A 24,318-nucleotide genomic window follows, 5' to 3' on the forward strand; every position below is an offset into this window, starting at 1 on the left:
GTCCTCGTTCTGGGGTGTGGCGGTGGATGTGTGCTGGGGGTGCGATCAGCGGGAGGGGATGGGCTCGGCGGTCTGCCGGGGCAGGGTGTCTGTGTTGTTGCGGTGGGCGGTGTGGCGGGCCTTGATGGCGTCGTAGGTGAGCGTCAGGGCGAGGCAGGTGACGGCCCACAGGGTGAGGGCGAGCCAGTAGCGGCCGATGCCGTCGCCGGCGAAGTACATGATCTGGCGCAGGCTGCCGGATGTTGAGGTCATCGGCAGCAGGTCATGCAGGGCGCGGATGGGTGCGGGCATGGTCTCGATGGGCAGGGCGGCTCCGGAGGCGGGCATGCCGAGGAACATGAAGATCCCGACGGCGGGCAACGCGGTCATGCGCCCGCAGAAGCGGGACAGGAGCAAGGTGGCCATGCCAACGGCCATGACGGTGAGCCAGCCGGTGACGAGGATGGCGGGGGCGAAGCCGTGCATGGCGCCCAGGAGGGGGCCGGTGATGAGCCAGACGGCGGCTGCGGCGACGGCGCCGAAGGCGGCGAGCGTGGCCACCGTGCGCTTGAGGGTGAGGGCGGTGCCGAACACGGTGGAGAGCATGACGGCTGACAGGTAGCCCGCGAGGGTCAGGCCGATCGCGGCGTACAGGGTGCTGGTGTCGCTGGTGTCGTGGGCGCTGAGCGGGACCAGGTCGCGGACCTGGAGGAACTGGTGCTGCTGGACGGCGGCGTTCTGGAACGGCAGGGCGGCCAGGTTGACTTGGGCGGCACCGGCGGCTGAGGCGATGTAGAGCACGGGGCCGTCTGGGTGCTGCGGTTGGGCGAAGGCGATGCCCGCCGTACCGGCGCTGCGGTCACCGGGAGTCGGCGTGGGGACGTAGGCGGCGGCCACGGTCCGGTGCGCTACCAGCTGCCGGGCCTGTTCGGTGGAGGTGACGGTGCTGACGTCATACGCGTCGCCCAGAGCCCCGCGCAGGGAAGCGGCCAGTGGTTCCGTCTGCGCAGATGGTCCGGCGATCGTGATCTTCAGGTGGTGCGGGGCCGGGGCATGCATGGCGGCGGTGTAGATGCCGACCAGCAGTGCGGCCATGGCGAGCGGGAACAGCAGCACTCGGGCTATCGGTCGGGTCATGTCTCCTCCTAGGGCGTCTCGGGGCAAATGCGCCCACCAAGATGCATCTCCCATGATGCATCATGGGAGATGTATCATGGGAGATGTTCCTGAGGAGGATGTACGTGGCATCGCCGACCAGTTCCCTAGACCTTGCTGAGCTGCACCATCTCGGCCGGCGGCTCACCGCTGCCGCGACGTCGGCGATGAAGGACGCCTCCGACCTGGGGTCGACCGAGCTGCTGGTGCTGGAGCAGCTCTACACCGCCGGTCCGCAGCCGGTGGGTGCCATCGCCCGGCGCACCGGCTTCGCCCAGAGTCGGGTATCCACCGTGGTGGCGGCGCTGCACAAGCGGGGCCTGGTCGAACTGGGAGCCGACCCCGCCGACCGGCGCCGCACTGTCGCCAAGATCGCCGACCATGCCCGCGCCCAGGCCCGGGAAGCCAGGAACCGGGACGCGGAACCGACTCTGCGACAGATCCTCCCCGCACTCTCCGACACGGAGGTCGACGCGGTGATCGCCGCACTGAAAACGCTCAACAGCGCCCTGAGCGAGGCGCCGCCAGACACCTCCAGCGGCACTGACCCCCAGTCGAGCGGTCACCCAGAGTAAGGGCGCATGCTTCCAAGTGGTACCCGTCTGCCTTGCTGACCGGCTACTCGGTGCAACAGACCGCGAGCCTCTACACGCCTCACCGCACGGGTCACCCATGTGCGGGGCTTCGAACTTCTACAGCCGGGCCGGGAGGCTGAATGCCACCTGCCGCCGCTGGTCACTAACGATCTCGTCGGATGCGATCTCGTCCAAAGGCATGAAGCCTGACCGGCCACGAGCCCCCTCGCCGCGAGCGCGCACGACAACGAGGCCGGTATCGCCCTGCTGGACCAGGCGGCCGAACGATGCGGGATGCGCCTGGAAAAAGTCCTCGTCGACCAGGGCTTCAAAGACGCCGTGATCATCCACGGGGCGGTGAAGGACATCACCGTCGAGGCGGTCCGCCGCAACCCCGACGACAAGGGCAAAGGCTTCGTCCCGCAACCGAAACGATGGGTGGTCGAGCAGGTCAACGGCACCCTCATGCTGCACCGGCGCCTCGCCCGCGACTACGACCACCGGCCCGACAACGCGGCCTCCCGCGTCTACTGGGCCTCCACCGCCGGCATGCTCCGCCGCCTCACCACCCCTACCCCCACATGGCGTGACGACGTGGAGCTGGCCGCGTGAACGTCTGCGAACTCCTGCGGCTGCTGCAGACCGAACACGATGAGACCGCCGCACGAGCCGACAACCTGCGCGAGCAGATCGAGCGGCTCACCACCGCCCTCGCCGAGACCGAAGCCCGCCTGGCCGAGCTCACCGCCACCCGCAAGGTCATCGACGGCCTCACCCCACCCGACCACGAACCGGCCCCCGCGCAGACCACCACCGCCACCGTCTACCAGCGCATCGTGACCGCGCTCAACGAGCACCCCGGCAAGGTGTTCCGCGTCCACGATCTGCACGAGCACCTCGGCCTACCCACCGACGAGCCCTCGATCAACGTCACCCGCTCCCACCTGGGACGACTCGCCCGTCAGGGATTCCTCGAGCAACCCGGACGCGGCCGCTACCAGAAACGGACTTAACGCCCTCTGAAGACGCAGGCCGGCGATCTCCTGCCGAAATTCTCGGTCTCCACCAAGGTCGGGTACTTCCCTGGGGAACACTCCCTCGCCCCCGCCCGGCTGCGCGCCGGAGTCGAGCAGGCTGCGAAGGACCTGGGACGGGAACCGGACACAGTGCTCCTCCACAACCCCGAGCACTCCCACCCCGACGCCGAGATGCTGGCGCAGGCGTGCGCGGTCCTGGCTGGCGCTGCGCAGGCGGGGTTGTGCGGGGGGTGTGGTGTATCGAGTTGGGATCCGCGCCCGCTTGTGGACTTCGGCGCACCCCGCCCTGATGTCCTCATGGTCCGGTCAGGGCTGCTGGTGGGTGTCGACGTCCTCGAAGCGGCCGAGGCCATCGTGACGCGGTGGCGGCCGTCGGAGGTGTGGGGCATGAGCCCCTTCGGCGGCAGTACGACCGCGGCGGTGTGGGGGAAGTTCGACCCGCGGATCTTCCTGCGGGATGCCCTGTCGGCCACGAGGGTCCAGGCGGCGTTCCGCTCCGCCTACGGCCTGCCCCGGGTCGACGCGGTCGCGGTCGGAACGGACAACGTCGACCACCTGCAGGAGCTGATCGACGCCCTGGCATACGAGGTCGATGACCAGGTGGTCCAGGAGTACCGGCAGCTCCTCCAGGCCCGCCGTCAACCCGTCTGAAGTTCCTTCACCACTCGCTCCGCCGTCTCCCGGGCGGCCCCCAGCCGGGGATCGTCCGGGTCGGCGTATGGGCCAAGGATCTTCGCAGCGACGAACAGCGTCATCAGCTTGCCGTCCCGGCTCTCCAGATCGGCGCGCCGCTCGCTGCGGACGCGGTCGGCCAGAGCCGGGACGGCAAGGGAAGCGCCCCACAGATTCGCCGCGTCCAAGCCGCACGGGGCCATGCCCCAGTCCTCCCAGTCGAACACGCAGAACACAGGCCCCGTCACATTCGCCCAGTTGAAATCCGCATGGGCGGGACGCCATTCGACCACGGCCGTATCGCCGCCAGGGAAGACACTGTGGATCGTTCCCGTGACCAGCTCCTGTGTGAGGGTCTCTGTATCCGGTGTCGCGAACCGGTTGGTGTGCTGCGAGGCGAGGGCATCCAGGGAGGCGTTCATCGCGGCCCACCACTCCTCGGACAGTTGCGGATCCTCCGTCACCACTGCGCTGCCCACCGGCGGCCCCGGCAGCAGCTCCGTCTCGTCGGCCCGCCACATCACCGGCTCCGTCTCGTCCCGCCACGCGACGCCGGCGAGCCAGGCCGGTTTCGCGATCCCGAGTAGGGCCTCGGCGGACGCGGTGCCATCCCCACCCTGAACCCCGATCCGGTCGAGCCCGCGCCGCTCGATGCGCACCCATGTACCGCGGTCCGTACGCGCGCCCAGAGAGCGGCGCTTACGCACCACCGGCTCCTGGTCCAGGCGCACCTCCAGCGATCGCTCCACACGGTTCAGTACCTCTTCTACGGGTTCCTTGCGTAGATCCACCGAACGCAGCGTCATGCGCCCGAACGTACCAAGTCCCAGTCGTACTTCGAGGGAGATTCCACCTGCCACTCTTCTTCCTCTGGGCCCACGAGGGACGGTCTGCGTCTGGTTTTGTCCTCACGTTCGGTTGCTTTTGCGTGAAGTGAGAAGATCACGAGGGGCCGTGGAGTGAACGAGAGGCGAGGGGCGGGCATGGTCAAGGATTCCGCGTTGCGGGGTTATCTGCTGGAGGAGTCGCTGGCATGGCTGTTGCGGTTCTCCGGCTACCGTCTTCTGGTACACGAGGATCAGGATCCCGTGGAGCTACTGAACTTGAATGTGTGATGTCGGCCTGATCGTGTCAGCTGGTCAAGGTCAGGCCGGTGCCTATGAGGCAGCCGTCGATGAGGTGCGGTCGGTACTGGGTCTTCTTGAGGCTGCGCTTCACGGCGGCGAGCTGGTCGAGGTTCGCGGCGGCGAGGTTGCCGATCGCCCGTTGCCAGTGCGATCTCGACGCCGACGGGGAGGGATCCCGCACTCACTGCGCCATAGCGCCAGTACACGGGCCAGCGGTCACGACAGAAGGCGTCGTAGACCACCCACATTTGTCGTTCCGAATCTGTAGAGTGACGTCTCGTCACACGAGAACGCTCACGCCCTGCCCTGGATAGGGTGGCGCGTCCAGCCGTGGCGAGATCGGGAGGGAAATGCATGGTGGTGCATCCGATGATTCAAGGGGACCCGGATGTTATCTCGGGGTACGTACTCCAGGGCCGGCTGGGAACTGGCGGAATGGGAACCGTATACCTGTCGACCACGCGCGGGGGACAACCGGTCGCCATCAAGACAGTGCGCCCGGACCTTGCGATGGACCCGCGTTTTCGGCAGCGGTTCGAACAGGAAGTACAGGCTGCTCGGCGCGTGCGGGGGCACTATATCGCAAACGTATTGGACAGCAATACCGAAGGACCTATGCCCTGGCTGGCCACAGAGTACGTTCCGGGTGTATCGCTGGCACAGGCCATTTCCGCTCATGGCACGCTCCCGCTCAGAACATGTCTGGGGGTGGCGGCCGGCATTGCGAGCGCCCTGGAAACCATCCACGCCGCCCGCGTCATTCATCGAGACCTCAAGCCGGGCAACGTCGTCCTGACGCAAAACGGCTTGTCCGTGATCGACTTCGGTATCGCACGAGCTATCGACTCAGATTCTCTGACGGGCGCCAACACCCGCATCGGCACCCCAGCCTTCATGGCTCCGGAACAAATTAAGGGGAACGCACCGACCACGTCGGCCGCCGACGTGTTTTCCCTGGGATTGACTGTCCATGTCGCCTCGACGGGACTCCACCCCTTCGAGAAGGAATTATTCGCCGCTGTTCCTTATCTTCAGGACACCGCACCGGACCTCACCGCTTGTCCGGCCCCGCTGCGGCCCCTGCTTGGCCGCTGCTTGGCGATGAACCCCGCTGATCGCCCCACAGCCACTGAGGTGGTTGCCATGTGCCGGGAGGTGGGCAGCCGGCTCGGCCTGACCGAGGTGCTGCCCGAGGCCGGGTGGCTGCCCGAGCAGTTCACTGTGGTTTCAGTATCGGCACCGAAGCACTCGCCCATTCCGGCAGGTAATCTCGCAGTTCCGCCTCCGCCGGCACCGCCGGCACCTGCCGCCAGGACTTCGAGAAAGCAGCTCGCCGCAGGTTCAGCGGTACTTGCTGTCGCAGGAATTGCAGCATTCATCGTCTGGATTGGCCCCTGGAGCAGCAACACCGACGAAGGAAACCATGCCTCGGACAACAAGCCGAGCAGGGAAGCGACTACCCATGAATCCCCGACAGAAAAGCCTCCCAGTAAAGAGGAGGACGAAATAAACCTTAAGGACCGCGTCGACAAAGGGTTGATGGATTGCGAAAGCGCAAAAAGCCTCTACCGGATCAAAGGGGCAAAAGCCACGCTCTCATGCAAACCAAAGTACGGTCCAGGCATGATGATCTCGGAGTCCGAAGCCAACCAAACCACCGTGACTGTCGCTTCATTTCCGAAGGGCTCAGACGAATACGAATCGTTTGTCAAAAGCGAGGAAAAGGAAGTTCAGGATGACGGAACGCGAAGCGAGCAAAAAGACGACCCGAGCGCGCTCCCTCTCTTGAGCGTGAGCGACTTCCCGTACCGGGGTCCGGTGGAAAATAAGAAAGGAGAGCCGATTGGTGAAGTGTTCACACACAAGAATGTATGGGAATTTTCCACGATCACTTGGACGTTTACGAATGATTATTACGTCGGCGCACATGATGAGTACTTCATCGTCATGGCCAAGAGCAAGGACAGAGGAGCGCTAATGAAGTGGTGGAACCACTGGCCCATTTAGAAGTCATCTCATTTTGCGGACTCGGTAGGCTGTCGTTCATCGTGGGGATTGTTGAGCGGCTACTGAACTTGAATGTGTGATGTCGACCTGATCGTGTCAGCTGGTCAAGGTCAGGCCGGTGCCTATGAGGCAGCCGTCGATGAGGTGCGGTCGGTACTGGGTCTTCTTGAGGCTGCGCTTCACGGCGGCGGCGAGCTGGTCGAGGTTCGCGGCGGCGAGGTTGCCGATCGCCCGTTTCACCAGGGACCAGATGCCCTCCTGCGGGTTGAGGTCGGGTGCGTAGGACGGGAAATGGAAGACGGTCAGCCAGTCCTCGTTCGCAGCAATGAAGTCCTTCATCTGCGGCATGAGATGGGTGCGCAGGTTGTCCCAGACCAGGACGATGGGGCCTTTGAGCTGGTTGTGCGCCCGCACGATGAGGTCGCGGTAGTCCTGCCAGGTGAATCCCTTGGGTTCGCCCTTGCGGCCCCGGTGGACGCGAAAGCTGTAGATCAGCCTCGACCGGTCTCCGCGTCGGAAGCAGACCATTCCCGCCATCGAAACCCGTCCGGAACCCCTGCCCCGGACGCGGACGACCGGCGTCTGGCCGATGCGGCCCCAGGACCTCGCGCGTGGCGGCTCAGCGACTGGCTGGCCTCGTCCTCACAGACGATCCAGGCCCCGCAGGCCGCCACCGTACTTTTACCTGCGGCCACACCTCCTTCTTCCACAACTCCACAGCTCCGTCGTCACGTTCGATCGCCCGGCGGGCCGGCTGCTGCCACGACCAGCCATGGCGCTTCAGCAGCCGCCATGTCCCCTCCACCGTGTAGCCGACGTGGAACAACCGTCCGATGAGAGTCTTTACCCGGGCCAGTGTCCACCGCTGGTCAGCCCAGCCATGGGCGAGCGGGCCGCGCTCCAACTCCCGCTCCAGTTTGGCAATTTGGTCTATCCAAAGCCTCGGACGCCCTGGCGATCCCTTCGACCGGACACCCTCTTCACCCCGCTCACGCCACTGACGGCGCCAGCGCTCCACCGACCGCTCGCTCACCCGCAGCGCGGCCGCGATGTCCCGGTTCTTCGCGCCGCTCTCGAAGTGACCGACCGCTTCCAGCCGGATCCGCTCTCTTGCCGCCCTCTTGGCATCGGTCAAACCGCCGCCCTGCGCGTATCTCACGCCCCACAGCTACCGACCCGACTCAGCCGATGTCAGGCGAACGGCCCGACATCACCCAATCAAGTTCAGTAGTGACTCACGGCGGCACTTTGCGGGTGCGTGGCCGGGGCGCGTTGCATCAAGTGGATGCGCTGGGTGAGTTCGCCTTCACGCCGGTGTTCTCCATGCCGGTGCGGCTCTTCCTGGAGGCCAAGTTCCACAAGGAGCGCTGCGGGCTGGAGATCGTGCGGAACGCTCACGGTGTGCTGCACGACGTGAATGAGAACTTCATGACGCACGCCGGGACACGGCCGCGCCAGCGGTACCAGTACTCGTACGCGTTGTTTTCGGCGAACGGGTTTACGGCGGACGCGCAGAAGTACGCACTCGCCCATCAGATCTCGCTCGTGGACCTGTCCGGCGCGTCATTCGCCTGGCTGCTCGGCGCCATCGGCACGACGGCCTGGACACTGCATGAGGCTCAGAAGTACCAGGGCCCCTCCGAGACGTTCCCCATGACCTGGCTGCGTACCGAGCTGCGAAAGGCGTTGGAGACCTCGCCAGCCCAATTGCTGCCTACGGTGACGGTCCCTGAAGGGAAGTTCAAGCAGGCCGCCAGCGCTGCGATCGCGGACTTCGTCGCCGTGCTGCGCCAGCACAGCGACGCCGAGCTGCTGCTCGGGTTCCCGGCGGCTCCGTTCATTCTGCCGCTGGCTGCCGCTGATCAGCAGGCGTTCGTTGAGTACGCGGATGCCATGCCGGACCATGCGGTGCGGATCCGGCGCCGGGGGAGTGGCAGCTCGGCGGAGTGGACGCTGTCGCCGCTGAGTGCGGAGGGCGCCTACGAACTGGCGTTCAAGCTGCCCGAGCACGTGGAGGACTGGATCAGCGGAATCGCCGAGAAGGAACGACGGCGCACGATGGAGGTCAAGGAGCAGTTCCTGTCCGCGATCACGATCTATCGGATGAACGGCGGCGGAGTGCGTGCCTATCAGCTGCGCTATGAGGCGAGCTCCCTCTCACGCGCTTGAGAGCGAACCGAGAACTGCCAATGCGGCCCTCCCCCGAGTGGGGAGGGCGGCGCCGAGGTCAGATCGGAAGGTAGGGGCTGGGTTTGTCGTGCCAGCTGATGTTCAGCGCGTCGCGGGCCCGGGTGGTCGCCACGAACAGCAGGGAGCGGGCCTTGCGCTGCTCGCGCTCGTAGCGCGGCGGGTCTTCGGTGCGAAAGCGCTCGATAACGCTGGTGCGGGGGATGATGCCGTCACTGGCGCCGACAATGGCGAGGCGCTGGTATTCAAGGCCCTTGAAACGGTGCATGGTACCGACGTGGACTTCGCCGTCGCCCTTGGGGCCGTCCTTGGTGAGTTCGGCGCAGGTGATGCCGGCCTTGGTGATCAGGTAGTACATGGTCTGGCTGACCATGTCGCGGTCGGCGACGCAGACGGCGACGTGACCGCTGGGGTCGCGGGGAGAGCCGTTGTCGTCCGTTGAGAGTTCGTTGCGCCAAGCGGCCAGGGTGGTGGCGAGGCCGGCGAGTTCGTCGTCCCAGCTGTCGTACGGGGTGAAGGCGGGGGCGGGGCCATGGAGGACGGACCGGTAGCCGGAGAGGGTGTCGGTGCCGTCGTCGAGGTCGTCGTAGTTGATCGTCTGGCCGGACTTCCTCGGTTCGACGACACGTAGGGCGTCGGCGAGGATCTCCTTGGTGGTGCGGTAGCTCAGGGTGAGGCGAGAGGAGCGGCCGCGGATGTTGATGCCGAGGGCGCCGAGGGCGACCTGGTGGTCGTAGATCCGCTGGTGGGCATCGCCGGCGATGAACATGTCGTTGGGCAGGTCCGGGTCGACCATGGCCCGCAGCATTTTCCAGTGCGCCGGGCTGAGGTCCTGCGCCTCGTCGACGACGATGTGGCGGTAGCGGTAGCCGAGGTAGCGCATGCCAGAGCTGTCGTCCCGGTGAATGAGGTCTTTGCCGCCAACCTCCTCTTTGTACTCACGTCGGGCCCGGATTTTCGCGGCGCGTTCGATCTCGAAGCGGGCCGCGCGCTCGGAGGCTTGGCCCCAGGTCTCTACGCCGAGCTTGTCGAGGCGGGCGGTGAACTGCTCGATCAGCTTCCAGATGTGGTTGCGCTCGGGACGGGTCAGGGATCGGCCACGGCCGGCGCGGCGGGCCTGGAAGTACGCGGACCGGTTGGGGACGGACTGGCCGAGGATGACCTGCTCCCACTCCTCGAGCAGGAACTCCGGCTCCCAGCGACGGTCGTCGAGTTCGGCGAGGAGCTGGCGCATCTCGTTCAGCGCCACGTGGTCGTACACGCGCTGTCTGCCGCGGCCAGGAGCGGTGTTCTCTCCCAGGACGCGGGCGGCGAGCTGGTCGATGTGGGCGATCTCGATGCGTGCGAGGAGCTCGGGCTCGATGAGGGAGGACAGGCGCAGCCGCAGGTCCGTGGTGAGGTTCTTGGTGAACGTGGTGAGCAGGATCGGCTTGTTGAGGCCGAGCGGCAGCTGCTCGGCCAGGTGTTTGACGCGGTGCAGGGCGACGATGGTCTTGCCGGTGCCGGGGCCGCCAGATACGCGGGCGGGGCCGTTGTAGTGGCGGTGGACGATGCGCTCCTGGGTGGGGTGGAGGAACACCTTCCAGGCACGGAAGTCGCCTTCGTCGATCGCGGCCTGCACGTCATCGTCGACGGCGGTGACCTTGGTGCGGGTGAGGGCCGCGGCGAAGTCGCCGAGGTCGGGCTCGTGGCTGAGCTCGACCGGTTGGGTGATCTCCTTGCGGACCTCCTCGATGCTCATGCCGGCGGCGAGCCCGTACAGGACGTCCTTGGACAGCAGCGGCGAGCCCTCGACGAGCTGGTCCAGCTCAGTGCTGTCGGTGACCGCCAGGGCCAGCTCGATGAGCTGATCGGCGACACCCAGCTCGCGCAGCTGGCCGGCGGTGTAGGCGGCGAGCAGCGGCGGGTCCGTCTGCGGCTGTGCGGGCTCTGCGGTGGGTGCGGCGGGTGCTGTGGCCTTGTCGGGCTCGGCCGGGGTGAGGGTGATGCCGGCGCGGCGTAGGGCGCTGTCGCCGACGACGGCGAGGTCGACGAACTCGATCTCGCCGGTGACGCGGTTGACCGCGACTTGGAGTTCCTCGTAGACGTCCTTGCGGTGGCGGACGGCGATGACCAGCCAGCTCTCGATACCGTCGGCATCGACGCCTGTGGGCGTGAGGAGAGCACGGTAGGAGTCGTTGACGCGAGCCGACCAGATCCGGGAGTCGCCCTTGAGCTTCTTGAGCTTGAGGCCGGGCTGCTTCGAGTTGTTCCGGAAGACGTGGCAGAAGTCGTAGAACTGCGCTGTGACCGAGCGGTCGAGCTTGTACAGCTCGTGTTCGGCCTTGCGGTACAGGCTGAGCCGGGCGGTCATCGGGTGGTGCCTTCCGTATCGGGGAGCTGGTCGAGCAGGGTGTCGAGGCGGTTGAGCCAGTCGGCGGCGGTGCGTACGGTCCAGCCGTCCTCGGCGTACGCGACATCGCGACGCTGGGCCTCGGGGTCGTCGGCCCCGTTGTGGGCGGTCACCACTGCGATCTTGAAGCCGGGGATCTGCCAGGCGAAATCTGCCTGCCAGCGGCTCGCGCCCAGTTCGAAGCCGAAGACTGGTGCCTGCTTGCCGTGGTCGGCGAGGGTCTCGGCGAGGCGGAGGAGGTCGGGAGCCTCCTCAGGGTCCTCGCGCAGGATCTCCAGGATGTCCTCGTCCCAGGCTCTGTCCCGGATGATCCGACGCAGGGCGGCCTCGGCCGCCGAGTCGCCTGGGTGCTCCGGGGCAGCGGGCTGGGCCCGTGCTTCGCGTGCTGGCGCGAGTTCGGCGGTGATGGAGTCGAGTTCGCCAAGTCCGCCGCATACGGCGAGTACTTCGACCTCGAAGTCCGCGGCCCGGCTGGTGGCGAGCTGGACGCCGTCGCCGCCGGCGAAGGACAGGAACTGGGTGATGTTGGTCCAGTACAGCCAGGACCGCCAACGCAGCTTGTGCTCGTCCGTTTCAAGGACGGCGTCGCTGTCGTCCAAGGCTGTCAGCGCGGTCCACCGCAGGTTCTCGGGGTCCGCGGCATCGAGCGCGAAGAGGATCGGCAGGCCGTGCTCGTCCTGGGTACGGAAGACGTGGACGGGGCCGATGTCAGCGGAGTTGGGAACGACCGGCTTGTCCTGCCGCTCGCCGGCCCCGAGGGCGGAGAGCTGACTGCGCAGCGCGGTGACAAGTTCGCTGCGCTTTCCCGTCGCGGCGACGGCGGTCGTCGCGGGGACGCCCGTGAGCCCGGTGACCAGGGCGCGCGCCCGACGGGACCAGCGCGTGGCGTCCAGGTCACGCAGGTAGGCGATCAGTGTGTCGATCGGGTTGGCGAAGACCGTTTCACCGAAGTGAGCACGGTTACCGCCGTACTGCTCGTACGCCGCCTTTGCCTGTTCCTGGGCGGTGCCCCTGTACGGCGGCCAGGCCGGTCGGGTCCGCCCCGGACGGCCCTCGAACAGGTCGATGTCGGCCCAGGTGATTTGGAAGACGACCTTGCCGTCGGCGCGGAGCCCGGTGCGCTGGGCTGCGTTCTTCGCGATGAGGTTGTGCTCCCGGCTGGCGTGGAACCGGAAGCCTTCGAGATAGACGTGGACGCTCTGCGTCGGGCCGCCCACGCGCGTGAAGGTGAAGTCGGTACGGGTGCCTTCGAGCTGTCGCTGGGCAGTGAGCCGCCAGTGCATCACGTCGGAGCCGTCAGTGAACCGCAGGTGGCCACTGGCGTGGCCGTCCTCGTCCAGGGCGGCGTCGTCCGTGACCTTCACCCAGTCCCGCAGCGCGGTCAGGAAGCGGGCCTCCAGGTCGGATTCGACCTGGGCATCCAGTCCCACGAGACCGGTGTGTTCCACCTCGCTGGTGTCCCAGCCGTCCTCGCCTTCGCCCTTGAACAGCAGTGATTCGAGCATCGTCAGCGCGGTCTGGCGGGAGACGTCGTCCTGGAACTGCTCGGGGGTGTAGCGGTGCAGGCAGCGGTGGCATGCCCGGCGCTGTTCTTCCGCACACGGGCATGCCCTGAGCTGCTCGTACGCTCGGGCGAGGGTGTCACGGAAGGCGTTGCGGTCGGTGAGTCGGTCCAGGTAGCCGGTGCCGCCGGGCAGCGAGTCGAAGAGGACCAGGAACCAGCGGCGCTCGGTGTCATGGTCGAAGATCGGCCTGCCGTCCGCCGTGGCCGCCCCGCACGCGGTGCACACGTGGAACGGGTTCAGCCGCACCAGGTGCCCGGCGAAGTCGTCGCGGGCGGGTGCGTCGTAGCGGACCGGCCCCAGGTTGATCCGGCGGATCAACGCACTGCGGCAGTAGTCGACACCGAAGGTCTCACGGTCGTGTCGCCAGGACAGGCCCCGCTCGATCTTTTCGACGGGGATGTCCACTGCGTCCACGACGGTGTACGAGCGGCGGTCACGATCGTCCTTGTCGTCGCGGATCCGGGCGTCCTCACGCTTGTCCCGTGAGGTCACCGTGGCCGGCTCGACAATCTGGAACAGGCAGGAGCCATCATCGGCGATCTGACTCGTCTTGCACCTCGGGCACGCCGAGCGATCCGTTGCGGCGTTCTCGGTCCGCACATATCCGCAGCCCGGGCACACCCGCCAAGTACGCCACTCCTGACGCCCGCCCGTGGACAGCTCCAGCCCCGTGATCTCGTGTCGGTAGCCGTTGACGTAGAACGTGTTGCCCGGCGCCAGTTCCTCGAGCGCAAAGCGACGCGGCCGCTCATAGGCGAGGGTCTCGGAGGTGAACCGCACCTTCCCCGTCTTCGGATCGATACCGTCTTCCCCGTACAGGGTCGCCGACAGCGTCGTCGCTGAGTCGATCAGTGCGTAGTTCGGGAGCAGGCCCAGGTCGCACAGCGCATTCTGTGCAGAGGTCTCGCCCAGATGCAGCAGACGCCTGCCCACTCCTCGCCGTTCGGCGTCCAGTTCGGCTTTCTGCCGGGCCTGGTCAGGGTCGGAGTCGTGTAGTTCGTCGTGCGCCTCGTCGATCTCACGCAGCCGCGCTCGAAGTGCGTCCTCGCTCCGCCGCCACTCCCGCTCCGCATCCTCCACCTTGCTGCGCAAACCGTGCGTCGCGTACTCCTCCAGATCGGCCTTGGCCTGGTCGTTGACGCCGGTGGGAAACAGCCGCAGGAACCCCTTGACTAGCTCCTCGCCCTGGTCGATGGCCAGCTCCACCAGATCGGTCAAGGAGCCGGACGGCCCGAACAAGCGGGGCGCCTTGTGCGGTAGCGCGCGCAGCACGATGCCGTCCGCCCGAATCAGGCGCCCTGCGGCGGCCAAATCCAACAGGTGCGCCAGGTACTGGCGGCGCAGGATCTCGATGGCCGAGAGATGGCAGCCGGGCGGGACGATGGTGCCGGCGATCAGATCCTTCGGCCGCTCCAAGAAGTAAAGGTCACGACGCCGCCGGTCCGGGATGGTCAACAAGAAGGCGTTTCCGGTTCGTCGGCCGGCCGGCCGACCTGCTGCGCGTACGAGGCGGGCCTGCGAGGCAGCGCGGCCAGCACGACCGCAGACAGGTCACCGATGTCGATACCCATCTCCAGCGTCGGCGTGCAGGAGAGCACATTGGGGTCCTTGAACCCGCCGCCGCGCTTGAACGCCTCCTCGACCTTCTCTCGCTGAGGTCGCGTCAGCATGCCGGTGTGCTCGGCGGTCACCACCTGGTACGTACCCGCACCGCGGTACAGGCGCCGGTAGTAGTCGTGCGTGTAGTCACGGTCACGGTGGTGTATCCCCAGGCCCTCGGGCCGGTCGCCGGCCACCAGGCGGCCCTTGCGGCATCGGTAGGAGGGACAGGGCTGGTCGTGCCACTGGTCCAGCAGCGACGGGTGGACTGTCTGTTCCCAGAAGCACACCGGGCAGCGCACATAGGAGGACCGGACCTGTTCGTCGTCCAGGAGCCGGGCCTCGATGTTGCCGGGCTTGAGCCCGTAAACCCGCACCGAGGTGTCGTTCGGGGTACGGACAGACAGGAGGCCCATCGCGGCCAGCTCGGGGAGCAGCCGGCTCCACAGCTCCGGTGCGAGCTCACGCGGCAGCTCAAGGCACCGCCCGGCCCACCGCTCGTACCACGACAACCGGCCGGTCGCGAAGTCGAACTCGCTGCCGTTCTTCGTCTGCCCGAGCAGAAAGACCGGAGCGGCAATCCCCTTGGGGAACGCCCTCATGCCCGGCGCCCGCTTGCCCCAGATGTAGTACCGGCTGGTGCCCGCCTCGTCGATGTACTTGTCCAACCACCGGTGGGCGACCGCGCCGCGGGTACGCAGTCGCTCCAGGAAGATGCGGACGAACGCCAGGTATCGGGCATCGTCCTGCGCGACCAGCGGAAGGCCGTCACGGACACATTCCTCGTGCAGCTGCTTGACCAATGCGATCACGGCTACCGGATTGTCGATGCGGACTTGGGCGGCGGCGGTCCGGGTCAGCTCCAGCGTACGGCCGTTGCGCGACCGGAACCCGAACTCCATCAGCGCCTCGAACGCCAGCCGCTGGCCGATCAGCCGCCACGTCTTCAAGTCCCCGCCGCGGCCCTGCCCGGACAGCAGCCGGTCCACACCTTTGAACCCGTGCAGGTCCGGCGGCACCACCGCTGACAGGGTGTCCTTGTCCGTCGTCGCCTCGACCACGTTCGCGATCAGATCGTTCAGCGCGGTCGGCTCGTCGTGCCGCAGATGGTCGGCCAGCAGCGCGCGCAGCGAGAAGGTGTACGAGCGGTTCGCGACGAACCCGGCCCGGTGCGCGGCATCCTGCACCGAGTCGTTGAACATCAGCGTCTTGTCCTCGCGAAGCTCCTTGTCGAGCTCCCCACCCGTGAACAGCTGCGTGATCGACGCGGCAGCCATCGCGGCGGCACCGGTTCCGAGGTAGCGGATCGCGTTGCGCTCACCGCACGCTGGGCACCAGTCCTCCTTGGCCGCGGTGTTCGCAGTCTCCCCGAAGTTCACCAGCATGAAGGCCGAGTCACGGGCCGTCAGCCGGGGTTCCTTGCTCTCCCGGTCGTAGTCGTTCAGCGGATCGGGCAGCCGCAGCCGCTTACGGGTGCCGTCGAGCACCATCAGGATCCCACCGGCCCCCTGCGACGCAGCCGAGCCCGCCTTGCCGCTGGTCGCCGTCATCGGCGCCGCGCCGGAGCCCTCGCGGGCCTGCTGGTCCGTGGCGGCGATCAGGTTCCGCACCCGCGCCTTGTCCTGACCGAGAGAGGCCCGGCGAATCTTGTACGTGTCGAACTGGACGTCGTGGTCATCGCTCTCCGGCGAGAACACCGCCCAGCCGGACCGCCCGCAGTCGCGGCAGTAGATCGCCGGCAGGAACAGGTTCGCGCTCTGGCCCGAGGTGGCCGTCGTCACCGGCGCCGTACGGCCGCCATCAGCAGCGCTCGCGTCCGCCATGCCCGCCGCATCCCAGCGGAACTCAGCCTTCGGCCACGGCAGCACACCACGCAGCACATGCGACACCGAACGCGCCCACTGATGCACCTCGACATGAACAAACGGCCGAGGCTCGGCAGGCGAGGACTCCGGATCCCGGGCGTGCGACAGCAGCGCGACGAACCGTGCCAGTGCCTCGGTGGCCTTCTCCGGCTGCCGGGCAACCGCCTCCGACCAGCCGGCCGCACCGGCCCGCCACATCACATCCAGCACCTCGGCGCTGGTCTTCACCTCACCGCCCAGTGCCTGCATCACCGCACGCGTGAACAGATGCCGCTTGAGGTTCCCGCCGAGCACGAAAGGATCGAGGTCACGGACATCCGTCACCTTCTCGATCAGGTCCAGCAGCGCCTCGCCGCCGCTCGTCGGATCGGGCAGAGCCAGCAGCTCGTCAGGCGTCGGCATCGGCTGCATCGTCACATCACCGAGCGGGATGAACTCCTCGACCGACAGCCGGTTCTCCCCGACGATCGAGTCCGCCGTGAACGCTGTACCGAAAACGTGAGTCGCAACGTCCAACAGACGGGCCACACCGTCTTCGTCCGTCCCCGAGGCGAGGGTCGCCGATGTCGCCACCGGACAGATCTTCCCCAGTGGACGGCCGTCCTCGGTCGCGCCGACCGCGGCGGCGAGCCGCCGCAGCAGCATCCCGACGTCCGTACCCTGCGCGCCGTCGTAGGTGTGGAACTCGTCCACGACGACGTAGCGGATGTCCGACTCCCGCCAGAGCGGGGCGTCTTCGGCCCGCTGGAGCAGAAGGTCCAGCATCTTGTAGTTCGTGATCAGGATGTCCGGCGGCGACATCTATATGTCCGAACGCCGCGTACGCACCTTCTCGTACTGGGTCGCGGCCCGCTCGCCGATGTACAGGCCGGCGGACAGCTTTGCCAGCTCGGTGTTCTGGGTGAGTAGATCGTTGATGCGCTGCGCCTGGTCGGTGGCGAGGGCGTTCATGGGGTACAGGAAGACCGCCTTGACGCCGGTCTTTCCTGCTTCCCGCTCGCGTCGGCAGTGATCGAGCACGGGGTACAAGAACGACTCCGTCTTTCCGGACCCGGTACCGGTGGTGACCAGCGTCGGCTGCGGCGTGTGCCCGTGCGCGGAAGTCAGCCGCGCGAAGGCGACTGCTTGGTGCGCGTACGGCCTGAACCCCTCCCGCTGCCACTCCAGATGCTTCCGCCATTGCTCACCTGCCAGGGTGAACGGCGTGCGGATCCGCAGGTACGGCCCGCGGAACATCCCCGAGGTCTCGTCCCCGAGGAACCGGTGCAGGGCCTCGCGCGCGCCCTCGTCGGTGAGCGCGTACGTCGTCGACAGATACTGCAGCAGGCTCTCCTTGAGCCCGCGTGCTTGAAGCGTCGGCCTCACGGCTTCGGAACCTCCTGCTTGACCGGATCCCACTCACCACGGGCGACGGCGTCATCGAGCCGCTTCTTGAAGACGGCGTGCGCTGCCCGCATCTCCGCCTCGCGATCCGCCTTGTAGAAGGGCGCGGTGTAGCCCTCCGGCACCGGGGCGTTGGACGGATTGGCCTGGTACGCCTCGAACTGCGCCCAGCTCTCCTTCGTCTGCCGCTGCCCGATCGTGCGGGCGTTGCCCGCGATCTTCCAGCCATCGGCATCGAACCAGGTAACCGCCTCGTACTTCTGCAGCACGGGGAAACGGCCCCGGTACGCGGCGACGAGCGCGTCGGCATCCATGCCGAGCCACACGGCGACCAGCGCGTCGATCTCCACCAGGGCGGACCGGCGCGCCCGCTCGGTACGGAGGGGCGTTTCGGCACGCCAGTCCAGGGTCACGCCGTGCAGCTCCTGAAGGCCGGGCCATTCACACGCCCACGGCTCGTAGGCAGGCCATGTCGGGTCGTACAACTCGGTCCAGAGGCCGGCGTATGCGCGGGTGAGGCAGTTGAGCCGGAGGGTGCGGAGGAGGAGCGCCGGGGCCAAGGGGTGATCGGGGTGGGGAGCGGGCAAGCCACTGGCGCGGCCGACATCGAGGTGGCCTGTACCTGTTACACGCAGAAGGTAGTCGATGGGCAGAGCCGCCCACATGCCAGCCTGGAGAACCGTTGTGCGGTTGTCCTGGATCCACGCGCTGCGAATCACATTCGTATGTGCTGCGCCAGGCGGAATGATGGTTGCGTACAGGCTACGTTCAGTGTCTGGAGCGATCATTTCTCTCCAGGCCAGTCGATAGAACGTCACGTAACGACGACGTGCTCTTTGCCGTAGCGCGGTATCGATCTTGTCTGGAGCGACTTGTGATTCCGGGACGCCGTCAGTGCGCGCGATTTGCTCGCGAGCGCGAGCGACAGCTTTCTTGCTGACGCGTAGCCGGGCCGGTGCTTGGTGATCGACCCAGCGGTCCTGGGCGGCGAGATAGGCCTGACTTCTGCCCCCCGGCCGCACATACTCGGTGTCGGGTACGAAGTTCGGAGGAAGGGTGACGAGATCAGCGCCGTATGGGTCGTTGGTGCTCGCGGCGTGGTGCTTGAACACGGGTGTTCCAACGCTCAGTTGAGTTCCCTTGAGAATGACATGGCGCCAGCGGTCCGGCTGGTTCTCCTGGCCCGCGGTCGGGTCGGGACGGTTGTAGTCGATCAGGTTGTCCTTCTTCGCCCCGCTCTCGTGGTATCCGGGTGAGATCTGCGGAGCCAGCGCACCGAGTCGCAGCGGGTAGTCCGCCAGCGCCTCGATGGCTGCCGCCTCTCCCGTGCTGACGGGAAACAGCAGGCGGGCCTGCTCGACGGGGTGGTCGGCCTCGTCCAGCAGACGCTGCCAGATTGAGAGCAGGGGAGTGTCGACCTGGACGACGCGGGCCTTGTGCGGACGCTCGTCGAACTCGCCGTTGCGGTAGCGGACCCCCGGTACGTCCCCCGAACCGTCGTGCTCAGCGGAGTACCGCAAGGCGTCCACGGAGACCAGCCAAGACAGATGATCGAAGTTGATCTCCTGCGGCTGGCCATAAATGTGGATCCCGAAGTGGGTAGTGTGCCCAACGGGTTTAGGGAAAAATCGCCAGACTGCGTTGACGAAGTCTCCGTGAATCCGGAGTCGCCGGTACGCTGCCTGCCGGAGTGCTCCCTCCTTCTCCCCCGTGAGATGCGTATCCGGATGCAAAATCCCTGCGGTTCCAGCTGTTGACATATGGGCCCATACCTGACACGCGAATGCTCGATACAGATCAGGTTGGGTTCCCGTGAGCAACGCATACATCTGCGGAGAGCCGAACACGGCGACCTGCGCGGTTGTGTTCGTCAGCTCGCCGAGGATGTACCGATGAGCATTTGAGGACTTCAGAACTTCGCGACGTCGGCGGTCCTTCTCGGACGTGGATGCCTTGTCCTCCAGTTCGAACCACGGCTCGCGCTCTGCGAGGACAGCTGCCTCGTTCCAGCGGGGCCGCACCCATGGCGGGTTGCCCACCTGGAGGTCGAAGCCGCCTCCGCGTGCGAAGACGAGCGCGAACTCCAGCTCCCAGTGCAGGAAGCCCTGTTCCTCCGCGATGTCGCGAACCTCACGGAGCCAGGGGAAGTGGTCCTCCGGGTTGCCAGCGTCCATTCCCATGAAGCCGGGAAGCGTCTCTTCGAAGGTCTTGAGGGCGTCAAGGCTGGTGAAGCTGTCGATGAGGGTGCCTTCGGGCACGTCGGCCGTGCCCAGCATGGCCTCAAGGAACTCCAACCAGTCATCAAGGTCCTTGAGCGGGACGATCTGCCGCCGCTCCGATGTCGTCTTGGGTCTTGGCGCCGCGGCCTTCCTGGCCGTTGGCCCAACCTGCTTCACTTCCACGACCGCGTCGTCGTCCGCAGTCAGCTCAAGGTCCTCGAAGGTTGTCTGCTCGGGGCCGAACGAGAACAGAGCTGTCGCCTCGACGAATCGCGGTGCCGGTCGAGGCGTGGGGGAGCCTGACGGTTTCGGATCAGCCGCAGGAGCCGGCCGCTCGTCGGTCAGTGGTGTGCTGTCGAGTAGCCGGGAGAGGCTGTCCACCTCGGTGACCATCGAGTGCGCCGCGTACTCGCCGACGGTGCCGTCGAGCAGTCCGGCCTTGTCTGCGGGCCAGAACCACAGGGCGCACCAGGCGTCCATGATCTTCTTCAATCGCCAGTATGGGGTGTCCGCGGCGTTGAAGAGGTCTTCGAGGACCTTCTCCTTGGGCACGACCCGGTCGGGGCGCTGGAGGAAGCCGTACTCGGGGTCGGCCGGGTCGGCTCCCCATACCTCGATTCGGCGGGCGATCGCCTGCTCGGAGAGCTCCATGCGCTTGACGACCAGGGACCAGAGGAACTCAGCGCGCCGGGCGGCGTCCCGCAGCTTGGTGAACTGCGATACCGGCTCCGTCTTTGCTCTACTGCCCTTGCTGCGCTTCGGACGCTGGAGGATGCCCTTCTTCCAGGCGGCCAGCTGCTTGATGTCCTCCTTCGCAAGCTCCTTGGCCTCCCTTGAGCCCGCGACCGCCGCCCAGCCGGGGCTCGGCAGCAGGAACTGGTGCACCGCGTCCTGGGGGAGGGGCTGAGGCTCGCTTCCATTAAGGAACGGCAGCGGGGTTGGAGCGAGGGCACCCTTGGCCTTGAGCCATTCCTTGCCGGTGACGTCGTCAGCCGCGTAGACGGCACGACGGGCGCCGATGAGGGAATTTCCTCGGCGCAGGTGTAGGCCGAACCAGGGGGCGCGCATGCCGGGGTGCATGGTGTTGAGCCACAGCGACATCTCGGCCAGTTCGACACCCGTCGCGTTGAGGTCGACGCCGTACGCGTTGTGGAGGGCGATGTACGCCTTGGCCTTCTGCTTTTCGGTGAGAGCGTCGGCTGTCGGGATGCTGGTGCCGAGCTCGTCTTGGCGGCGGCGCAGGTACTCCTCGGCGACCTGGTTGATTGCCTCGTTGAGGAAGGCGCCAGAGCCGAGGGCCGGCTCGCAGATCTTGTACTTGAGCAGCTCGGACGCCCGGGTCTTGACGGTGTTGCCCCCGGCGTCGCGTTCCTGGTCGAGGCGGTGCTTGAGGGTCAGCTCGACGGTAACCTGCGTCAGCGACTCGGGCGTGTAGTACGAGGCGGAGGTCTCCCGGTCGCGGCCCGCCAGACGGTATACGAAGGAGGTCTGCGAGTGAAAACCCTGATTTAACCCTGGACTCACGGTTGGAGACTGCCCTCCGAGTACGTGATGTCATCAATGAGCGGAACAGGATCGCCGTTGTCCTTGGCCTGGGGTGTGGTCTCCGGCAAGGGGAGGTCTTCGGGCTGAGTCCTGATGATATTGACTACGCACGTGGTGTCCTCCACGTTCGTCGGCAGACTCAGACGATCGACGGGAAGTTGTACTACGCGCTCCCGAAGTCTCGGAAGGCCCGCGTCGTCGACATGCCGCCGTCCGTGGCTGAAGAGCTGAAAAGGCATGTGAGGGATTTCCCGCCCGCAGCGGTTGAGCTTCCCTGGGGGCGGCCAGGGGAGGACAGGCCGACGGAAAAGTTCTCGCTGCTGCTCACCACGCGATTTGGCAACGCCATCGCGGTCAATACATGGAACACCTATACGTGGAAGCCTGCTCTGGCCAAGGCTGAGGTCATCCCCGAGCGGCCCGAGGGAGCCAAGCCCTGGCAGTGGGCTGCAGCTCCAAAGGACGGTTTCCACGTGCTGCGACATACCTACGCCTCGATCATGTTGGAGGCAGGCGAGTCTGTCGTCACCCTGGCCCAGCGGTTGGGGCACTCATCGCCGACGATTACGCTCGGTTACTACGCGCACTTCATGCCGGAGGCGGGGAACCGGGGCCGGGCTGTGATCGACGGTTTCCTCGGAAAGCGGGTCGTCGGCCAAAACTCCCCAGATTCTCCCCAGGGCTGATCGGGGTGATTCCCCAGGCTGTACGGCCCTGACCTCGGTCCGTGGATCTCCAGGGATCTGAGCCGTATAGCCTGGGGAAATGCTCACCGAAGTCATCGCGACCCGCTATGTCACGCCCTTGCGGGAGGGCGGATCTCTGCCCGGGATCGTTGAGGCCGACGACCTCGGCACCTACGTCATGAAATTCACCGGCGCCGGACAGGGCCGCAAGACACTGGTCGCGGAGGTCATCTGCGGACAGCTCGGCCGCAGGCTCGGCCTTCGCGTTCCCGACCTCGTACAGATCCAGCTCGACCCGGTCATCGGGCTCGCCGAGCCCGACCAGGAGGTGCAGGAACTCCTGAAGGCCAGCGGCGGGCTCAATCTCGGGATGGACTTCCTGCCCGGCTCGATCGGCTTCGACTCGCTCGCCTACCAGGTGGACTCCCGGGAAGCCGGACGTGTCGTCTGGTTCGATGCGCTGATCAACAACGTCGACCGGTCCTGGCGCAACCCGAACATGCTGATCTGGCACGGCGACCTGTGGCTCATCGACCACGGCGCCACCATGATCTGGCACCACAACTGGCCCGGCGCCCAGGCCTCCGCCGCCAAGCCGTACAACGCATCGGACCATGCGCTGGCCCCGTTCGCCCCCGATATCGCGACGGCCGCCGCCGAGCTCGCCCCATTGGTCACCGAGAAACTGCTCACCGAAGTCGCGGCAGATGTCCCCGACGAGTGGCTGGTGGACGAGCCCGGCTTCGACTCCACCGACGAGCTGCGCCGCGCCTATGTGGAAGCGCTGCTGCCGCGCGCCGCCACCATCCATGAACGGATCACGATGGAGGGCCCCACCGAGCCCAAGCCGTCACAGGCCCCCGGCTGGCTCACCGAGCACCTCACCCCCTGGCCGCACCCCACCAAGAAGAACGACAAGGACGGCCAGCGGTGACCAAGCGCGATGTCTTCGAGTACGCGCTGCTGCGCGTGGTGCCGCGAGTACAGCGCGGCGAGTTCTTCAACGCGGGAGTGGTCGTCTACTGCCACGCGCAGGGTTTCGTCGCCGCCCGTACCCATCTCGACGAGACCAAGCTGAAGGCTCTGGACCCGACCGCCGATGTGGTCGGTGTACGGGCCGCCCTGCACGCCGTCGAGGGTGTGTGCCGCGGCGGTAGGGACGCGGGCCAGGCGGCCCGCGACGACGCAGGCCGTCGGTTCCGCTGGCTGATCGCCCCGCGTTCCACCGTTGTCCAGCCGAGCCCCGTGCACAGCGGTCTCACGACCGACCCGGAGGCCGAGGTCGAACGGTTGCTCGACCTGCTGGTGCGCTGATCCGCCGCCCGGCGGCGCCGCCCGCAGCCACTGCGGCAGCGGCGCCGCCGGGTGTGACATGCGCCCCTGCGGCCGTGGGCCGTTGACACCGAGTGCCAGGGCTTCTAGCGTCTCGTCTGCTGAAGGTACTAAGCGGTTGCTCAGTTATCGGGAAGGCTCCGCGCACGCGAAGGTTCCGTGCCGGGGGTGCCCCGACGTCCGCTGAGCCGCGATCCAAGGGCGAGGAGAACCAAGCATGTCCACCACCGAGCAGCGCGTCGCCATCGTGACCGGAGCGGCGCGGGGCATTGGCGCCGCCACCGCGGTACGCCTGGCGGCCGAGGGCCGCGCCGTCGCCGTACTCGACCTCGACGAGGCGGCCTGCAAGGACACCGTCGAGAAGATCACCGCCGCCGGGGGCACCGCCCTTGCCGTCGGCTGCGATGTGTCGGACAGCGCCCAGGTGGAAGCCGCGGTTGCGCGGGTCGCCGCCGAGCTCGGCGCGCCGACGATTCTCGTCAACAACGCGGGCGTGCTCCGCGACAACCTGCTCTTCAAGATGAGCGAGTCCGACTGGGACACCGTGATGAACGTGCACCTCAAGGGCGCGTTCCTGATGGCCAAGGCCGTCCAGAAGCACATGGTGGACGCCAACTTCGGCCGTATCGTCTCGCTGTCGTCGTCCTCGGCACTCGGCAACCGCGGCCAGGCGAACTACTCCGCCGTCAAGGCCGGTCTGCAAGGCTTCACCAAGACCCTCGCCAAGGAGCTCGGCAAGTTCGGCATCACCGCCAACGCCGTCGCCCCCGGCTTCATCGTCACCGAGATGACCGCGCAGACCGCGGCCCGGGTCGGTATGGGCTTCGAGGAGTTCCAGGCCGCCGCCGCCACCCAGATTCCCGTGCAGCGCGTCGGCCGCCCGGAGGACATCGCCAACGCCATCGCCTTCTTCACCGGAGACGACGCGGGCTTCGTCTCCGGCCAGGTCATGTACGTCGCCGGCGGACCGCTCAACTGACCCGAAGGGCAGCA

At 66.8% G+C, this 24,318-nt stretch carries 20 protein-coding genes and 2 pseudogenes; 12 read left to right on the forward strand and 10 right to left on the reverse strand.

The window, feature by feature from the left end; all coding sequences use genetic code 11:
• Window positions 1-45: 45 nt before the first annotated feature.
• Window positions 46-1,116: an ABC transporter permease gene (locus OG953_RS36020; RefSeq protein ID WP_405689472.1), complete on the reverse strand. Its 1,071-nt coding sequence runs from the start codon at window positions 1,114-1,116 to the stop codon at window positions 46-48.
• Window positions 1,117-1,220: 104 nt separating this feature from the next.
• Between OG953_RS36020 and OG953_RS36025 the strand changes: the two genes are divergently transcribed.
• The 5 genes and pseudogenes from OG953_RS36025 (at window position 1,221) to OG953_RS36045 (ending at window position 3,397) form a co-directional block, all read left to right on the forward strand.
• Window positions 1,221-1,709 (forward strand): MarR family winged helix-turn-helix transcriptional regulator, encoded by a 489-nt coding sequence (locus tag OG953_RS36025; protein ID WP_405689474.1) that lies wholly within the window; start codon window positions 1,221-1,223, stop codon window positions 1,707-1,709.
• A gap of 225 nt (window positions 1,710-1,934) precedes the next feature.
• A pseudogene (locus OG953_RS36030) lies at window positions 1,935-2,321 on the forward strand (IS5/IS1182 family transposase); the annotation flags it as partial.
• The gene (locus OG953_RS36035) at window positions 2,318-2,722 is read left to right on the forward strand and encodes a hypothetical protein (protein WP_405689476.1); all 405 of its coding nucleotides are present in this window, start codon (window positions 2,318-2,320) and stop codon (window positions 2,720-2,722) included. The pseudogene OG953_RS36030 and the gene OG953_RS36035, both read left to right, overlap by 4 nt.
• A gap of 30 nt (window positions 2,723-2,752) precedes the next feature.
• Window positions 2,753-2,944, forward strand: a pseudogene (locus OG953_RS36040) (aldo/keto reductase); the annotation flags it as partial.
• Window positions 2,945-3,043: 99 nt separating this feature from the next.
• A complete protein-coding gene (locus tag OG953_RS36045) occupies window positions 3,044-3,397 on the forward strand; it encodes a hypothetical protein (protein ID WP_405689478.1) in 354 nt (117 codons plus the stop codon).
• On the opposite strand, the gene OG953_RS36050 is transcribed toward OG953_RS36045, so the two are convergent.
• Window positions 3,385-4,224, reverse strand: coding sequence for a hypothetical protein (locus tag OG953_RS36050; RefSeq protein ID WP_405689480.1), 840 nt, complete (start codon window positions 4,222-4,224; stop codon window positions 3,385-3,387). The genes OG953_RS36045 and OG953_RS36050 overlap by 13 nt on opposite strands.
• Window positions 4,225-4,377: 153 nt before the next feature.
• Between OG953_RS36050 and OG953_RS36055 the strand changes: the two genes are divergently transcribed.
• Window positions 4,378-4,533, forward strand: a complete 156-nt coding sequence (locus tag OG953_RS36055; protein ID WP_405689482.1) for a hypothetical protein — start codon at window positions 4,378-4,380, stop codon at window positions 4,531-4,533.
• Between the two features lie 16 nt (window positions 4,534-4,549).
• On the opposite strand, the gene OG953_RS36060 is transcribed toward OG953_RS36055, so the two are convergent.
• Window positions 4,550-4,726 carry a hypothetical protein gene (locus OG953_RS36060; protein ID WP_405689484.1) on the reverse strand — a complete coding sequence of 59 codons (177 nt, stop codon included), beginning with the start codon at window positions 4,724-4,726 and terminating at the stop codon, window positions 4,550-4,552.
• A 173-nt stretch (window positions 4,727-4,899) separates the two neighbouring features.
• Here OG953_RS36060 and OG953_RS36065 point away from each other — a divergent pair, with 173 nt between their 5' ends.
• Complete coding sequence (locus OG953_RS36065; RefSeq protein WP_405689486.1) at window positions 4,900-6,552, forward strand: serine/threonine protein kinase; 1,653 nt, start codon at window positions 4,900-4,902, stop codon at window positions 6,550-6,552.
• Between the two features lie 96 nt (window positions 6,553-6,648).
• Here OG953_RS36065 and OG953_RS36070 read toward each other — a convergent pair whose 3' ends face one another.
• Together OG953_RS36070 and OG953_RS36075 are read right to left on the reverse strand one after the other, a co-directional pair.
• Window positions 6,649-7,143 (reverse strand): transposase, encoded by a 495-nt coding sequence (locus tag OG953_RS36070; protein WP_405692262.1) that lies wholly within the window; start codon window positions 7,141-7,143, stop codon window positions 6,649-6,651.
• Window positions 7,144-7,171: 28 nt separating this feature from the next.
• Window positions 7,172-7,711: a winged helix-turn-helix domain-containing protein gene (locus tag OG953_RS36075; RefSeq protein ID WP_405689488.1), complete on the reverse strand. Its 540-nt coding sequence runs from the start codon at window positions 7,709-7,711 to the stop codon at window positions 7,172-7,174.
• Between the two features lie 122 nt (window positions 7,712-7,833).
• Between OG953_RS36075 and OG953_RS36080 the strand changes: the two genes are divergently transcribed.
• A complete protein-coding gene (locus OG953_RS36080) occupies window positions 7,834-8,721 on the forward strand; it encodes a hypothetical protein (protein ID WP_405689490.1) in 888 nt (295 codons plus the stop codon).
• Between the two features lie 58 nt (window positions 8,722-8,779).
• Here OG953_RS36080 and OG953_RS36085 read toward each other — a convergent pair whose 3' ends face one another.
• From OG953_RS36085 to OG953_RS36105, 5 genes are read right to left on the reverse strand one after another with little or no spacing between them, the layout of a single operon-like run.
• Window positions 8,780-11,092 carry a UvrD-helicase domain-containing protein gene (locus OG953_RS36085; RefSeq protein WP_405689492.1) on the reverse strand — a complete coding sequence of 771 codons (2,313 nt, stop codon included), beginning with the start codon at window positions 11,090-11,092 and terminating at the stop codon, window positions 8,780-8,782.
• Window positions 11,089-14,112 (reverse strand): DUF1998 domain-containing protein, encoded by a 3,024-nt coding sequence (locus OG953_RS36090; RefSeq protein WP_405689494.1) that lies wholly within the window; start codon window positions 14,110-14,112, stop codon window positions 11,089-11,091. The genes OG953_RS36085 and OG953_RS36090 overlap by 4 nt, the downstream gene beginning before the upstream one ends.
• 35 nt (window positions 14,113-14,147) lie before the next feature.
• Window positions 14,148-16,961 carry a helicase-related protein gene (locus tag OG953_RS36095; RefSeq protein WP_405689496.1) on the reverse strand — a complete coding sequence of 938 codons (2,814 nt, stop codon included), beginning with the start codon at window positions 16,959-16,961 and terminating at the stop codon, window positions 14,148-14,150.
• The gene (locus OG953_RS36100; RefSeq protein ID WP_405689498.1) at window positions 16,962-17,525 is read right to left on the reverse strand and encodes a DEAD/DEAH box helicase; all 564 of its coding nucleotides are present in this window, start codon (window positions 17,523-17,525) and stop codon (window positions 16,962-16,964) included.
• Window positions 17,522-21,286 carry a hypothetical protein gene (locus OG953_RS36105; RefSeq protein ID WP_405689500.1) on the reverse strand — a complete coding sequence of 1,255 codons (3,765 nt, stop codon included), beginning with the start codon at window positions 21,284-21,286 and terminating at the stop codon, window positions 17,522-17,524. Before OG953_RS36105 ends, OG953_RS36100 begins: the two co-directional genes overlap by 4 nt.
• 2 nt (window positions 21,287-21,288) lie before the next feature.
• Here OG953_RS36105 and OG953_RS36110 point away from each other — a divergent pair, with 2 nt between their 5' ends.
• The 4 genes from OG953_RS36110 (at window position 21,289) to fabG (ending at window position 24,304) form a co-directional block, all read left to right on the forward strand.
• Window positions 21,289-21,993: a site-specific integrase gene (locus OG953_RS36110; protein WP_405689501.1), complete on the forward strand. Its 705-nt coding sequence runs from the start codon at window positions 21,289-21,291 to the stop codon at window positions 21,991-21,993.
• Window positions 21,994-22,072: 79 nt separating this feature from the next.
• Entirely contained in the window at window positions 22,073-22,927 is an 855-nt protein-coding gene (locus tag OG953_RS36115) for a HipA family kinase (RefSeq protein WP_405689503.1), read from the forward strand.
• Entirely contained in the window at window positions 22,924-23,307 is a 384-nt protein-coding gene (locus OG953_RS36120) for a DUF3037 domain-containing protein (RefSeq protein ID WP_405689505.1), read from the forward strand. The genes OG953_RS36115 and OG953_RS36120 overlap by 4 nt, the downstream gene beginning before the upstream one ends.
• Before the next feature lie 235 nt (window positions 23,308-23,542).
• On the forward strand, window positions 23,543-24,304 hold the full coding sequence (fabG, locus tag OG953_RS36125; RefSeq protein WP_405689507.1) for a 3-oxoacyl-ACP reductase FabG: 762 nt from the start codon (window positions 23,543-23,545) through the stop codon (window positions 24,302-24,304).
• Window positions 24,305-24,318: the final 14 nt, after the last annotated feature.

Origin of the sequence: Streptomyces sp. NBC_00057 (genome assembly GCF_045041165.1) — a bacterium.
In the GTDB taxonomy this organism is placed as follows: Bacteria; Actinomycetota; Actinomycetes; order Streptomycetales; family Streptomycetaceae; genus Streptomyces.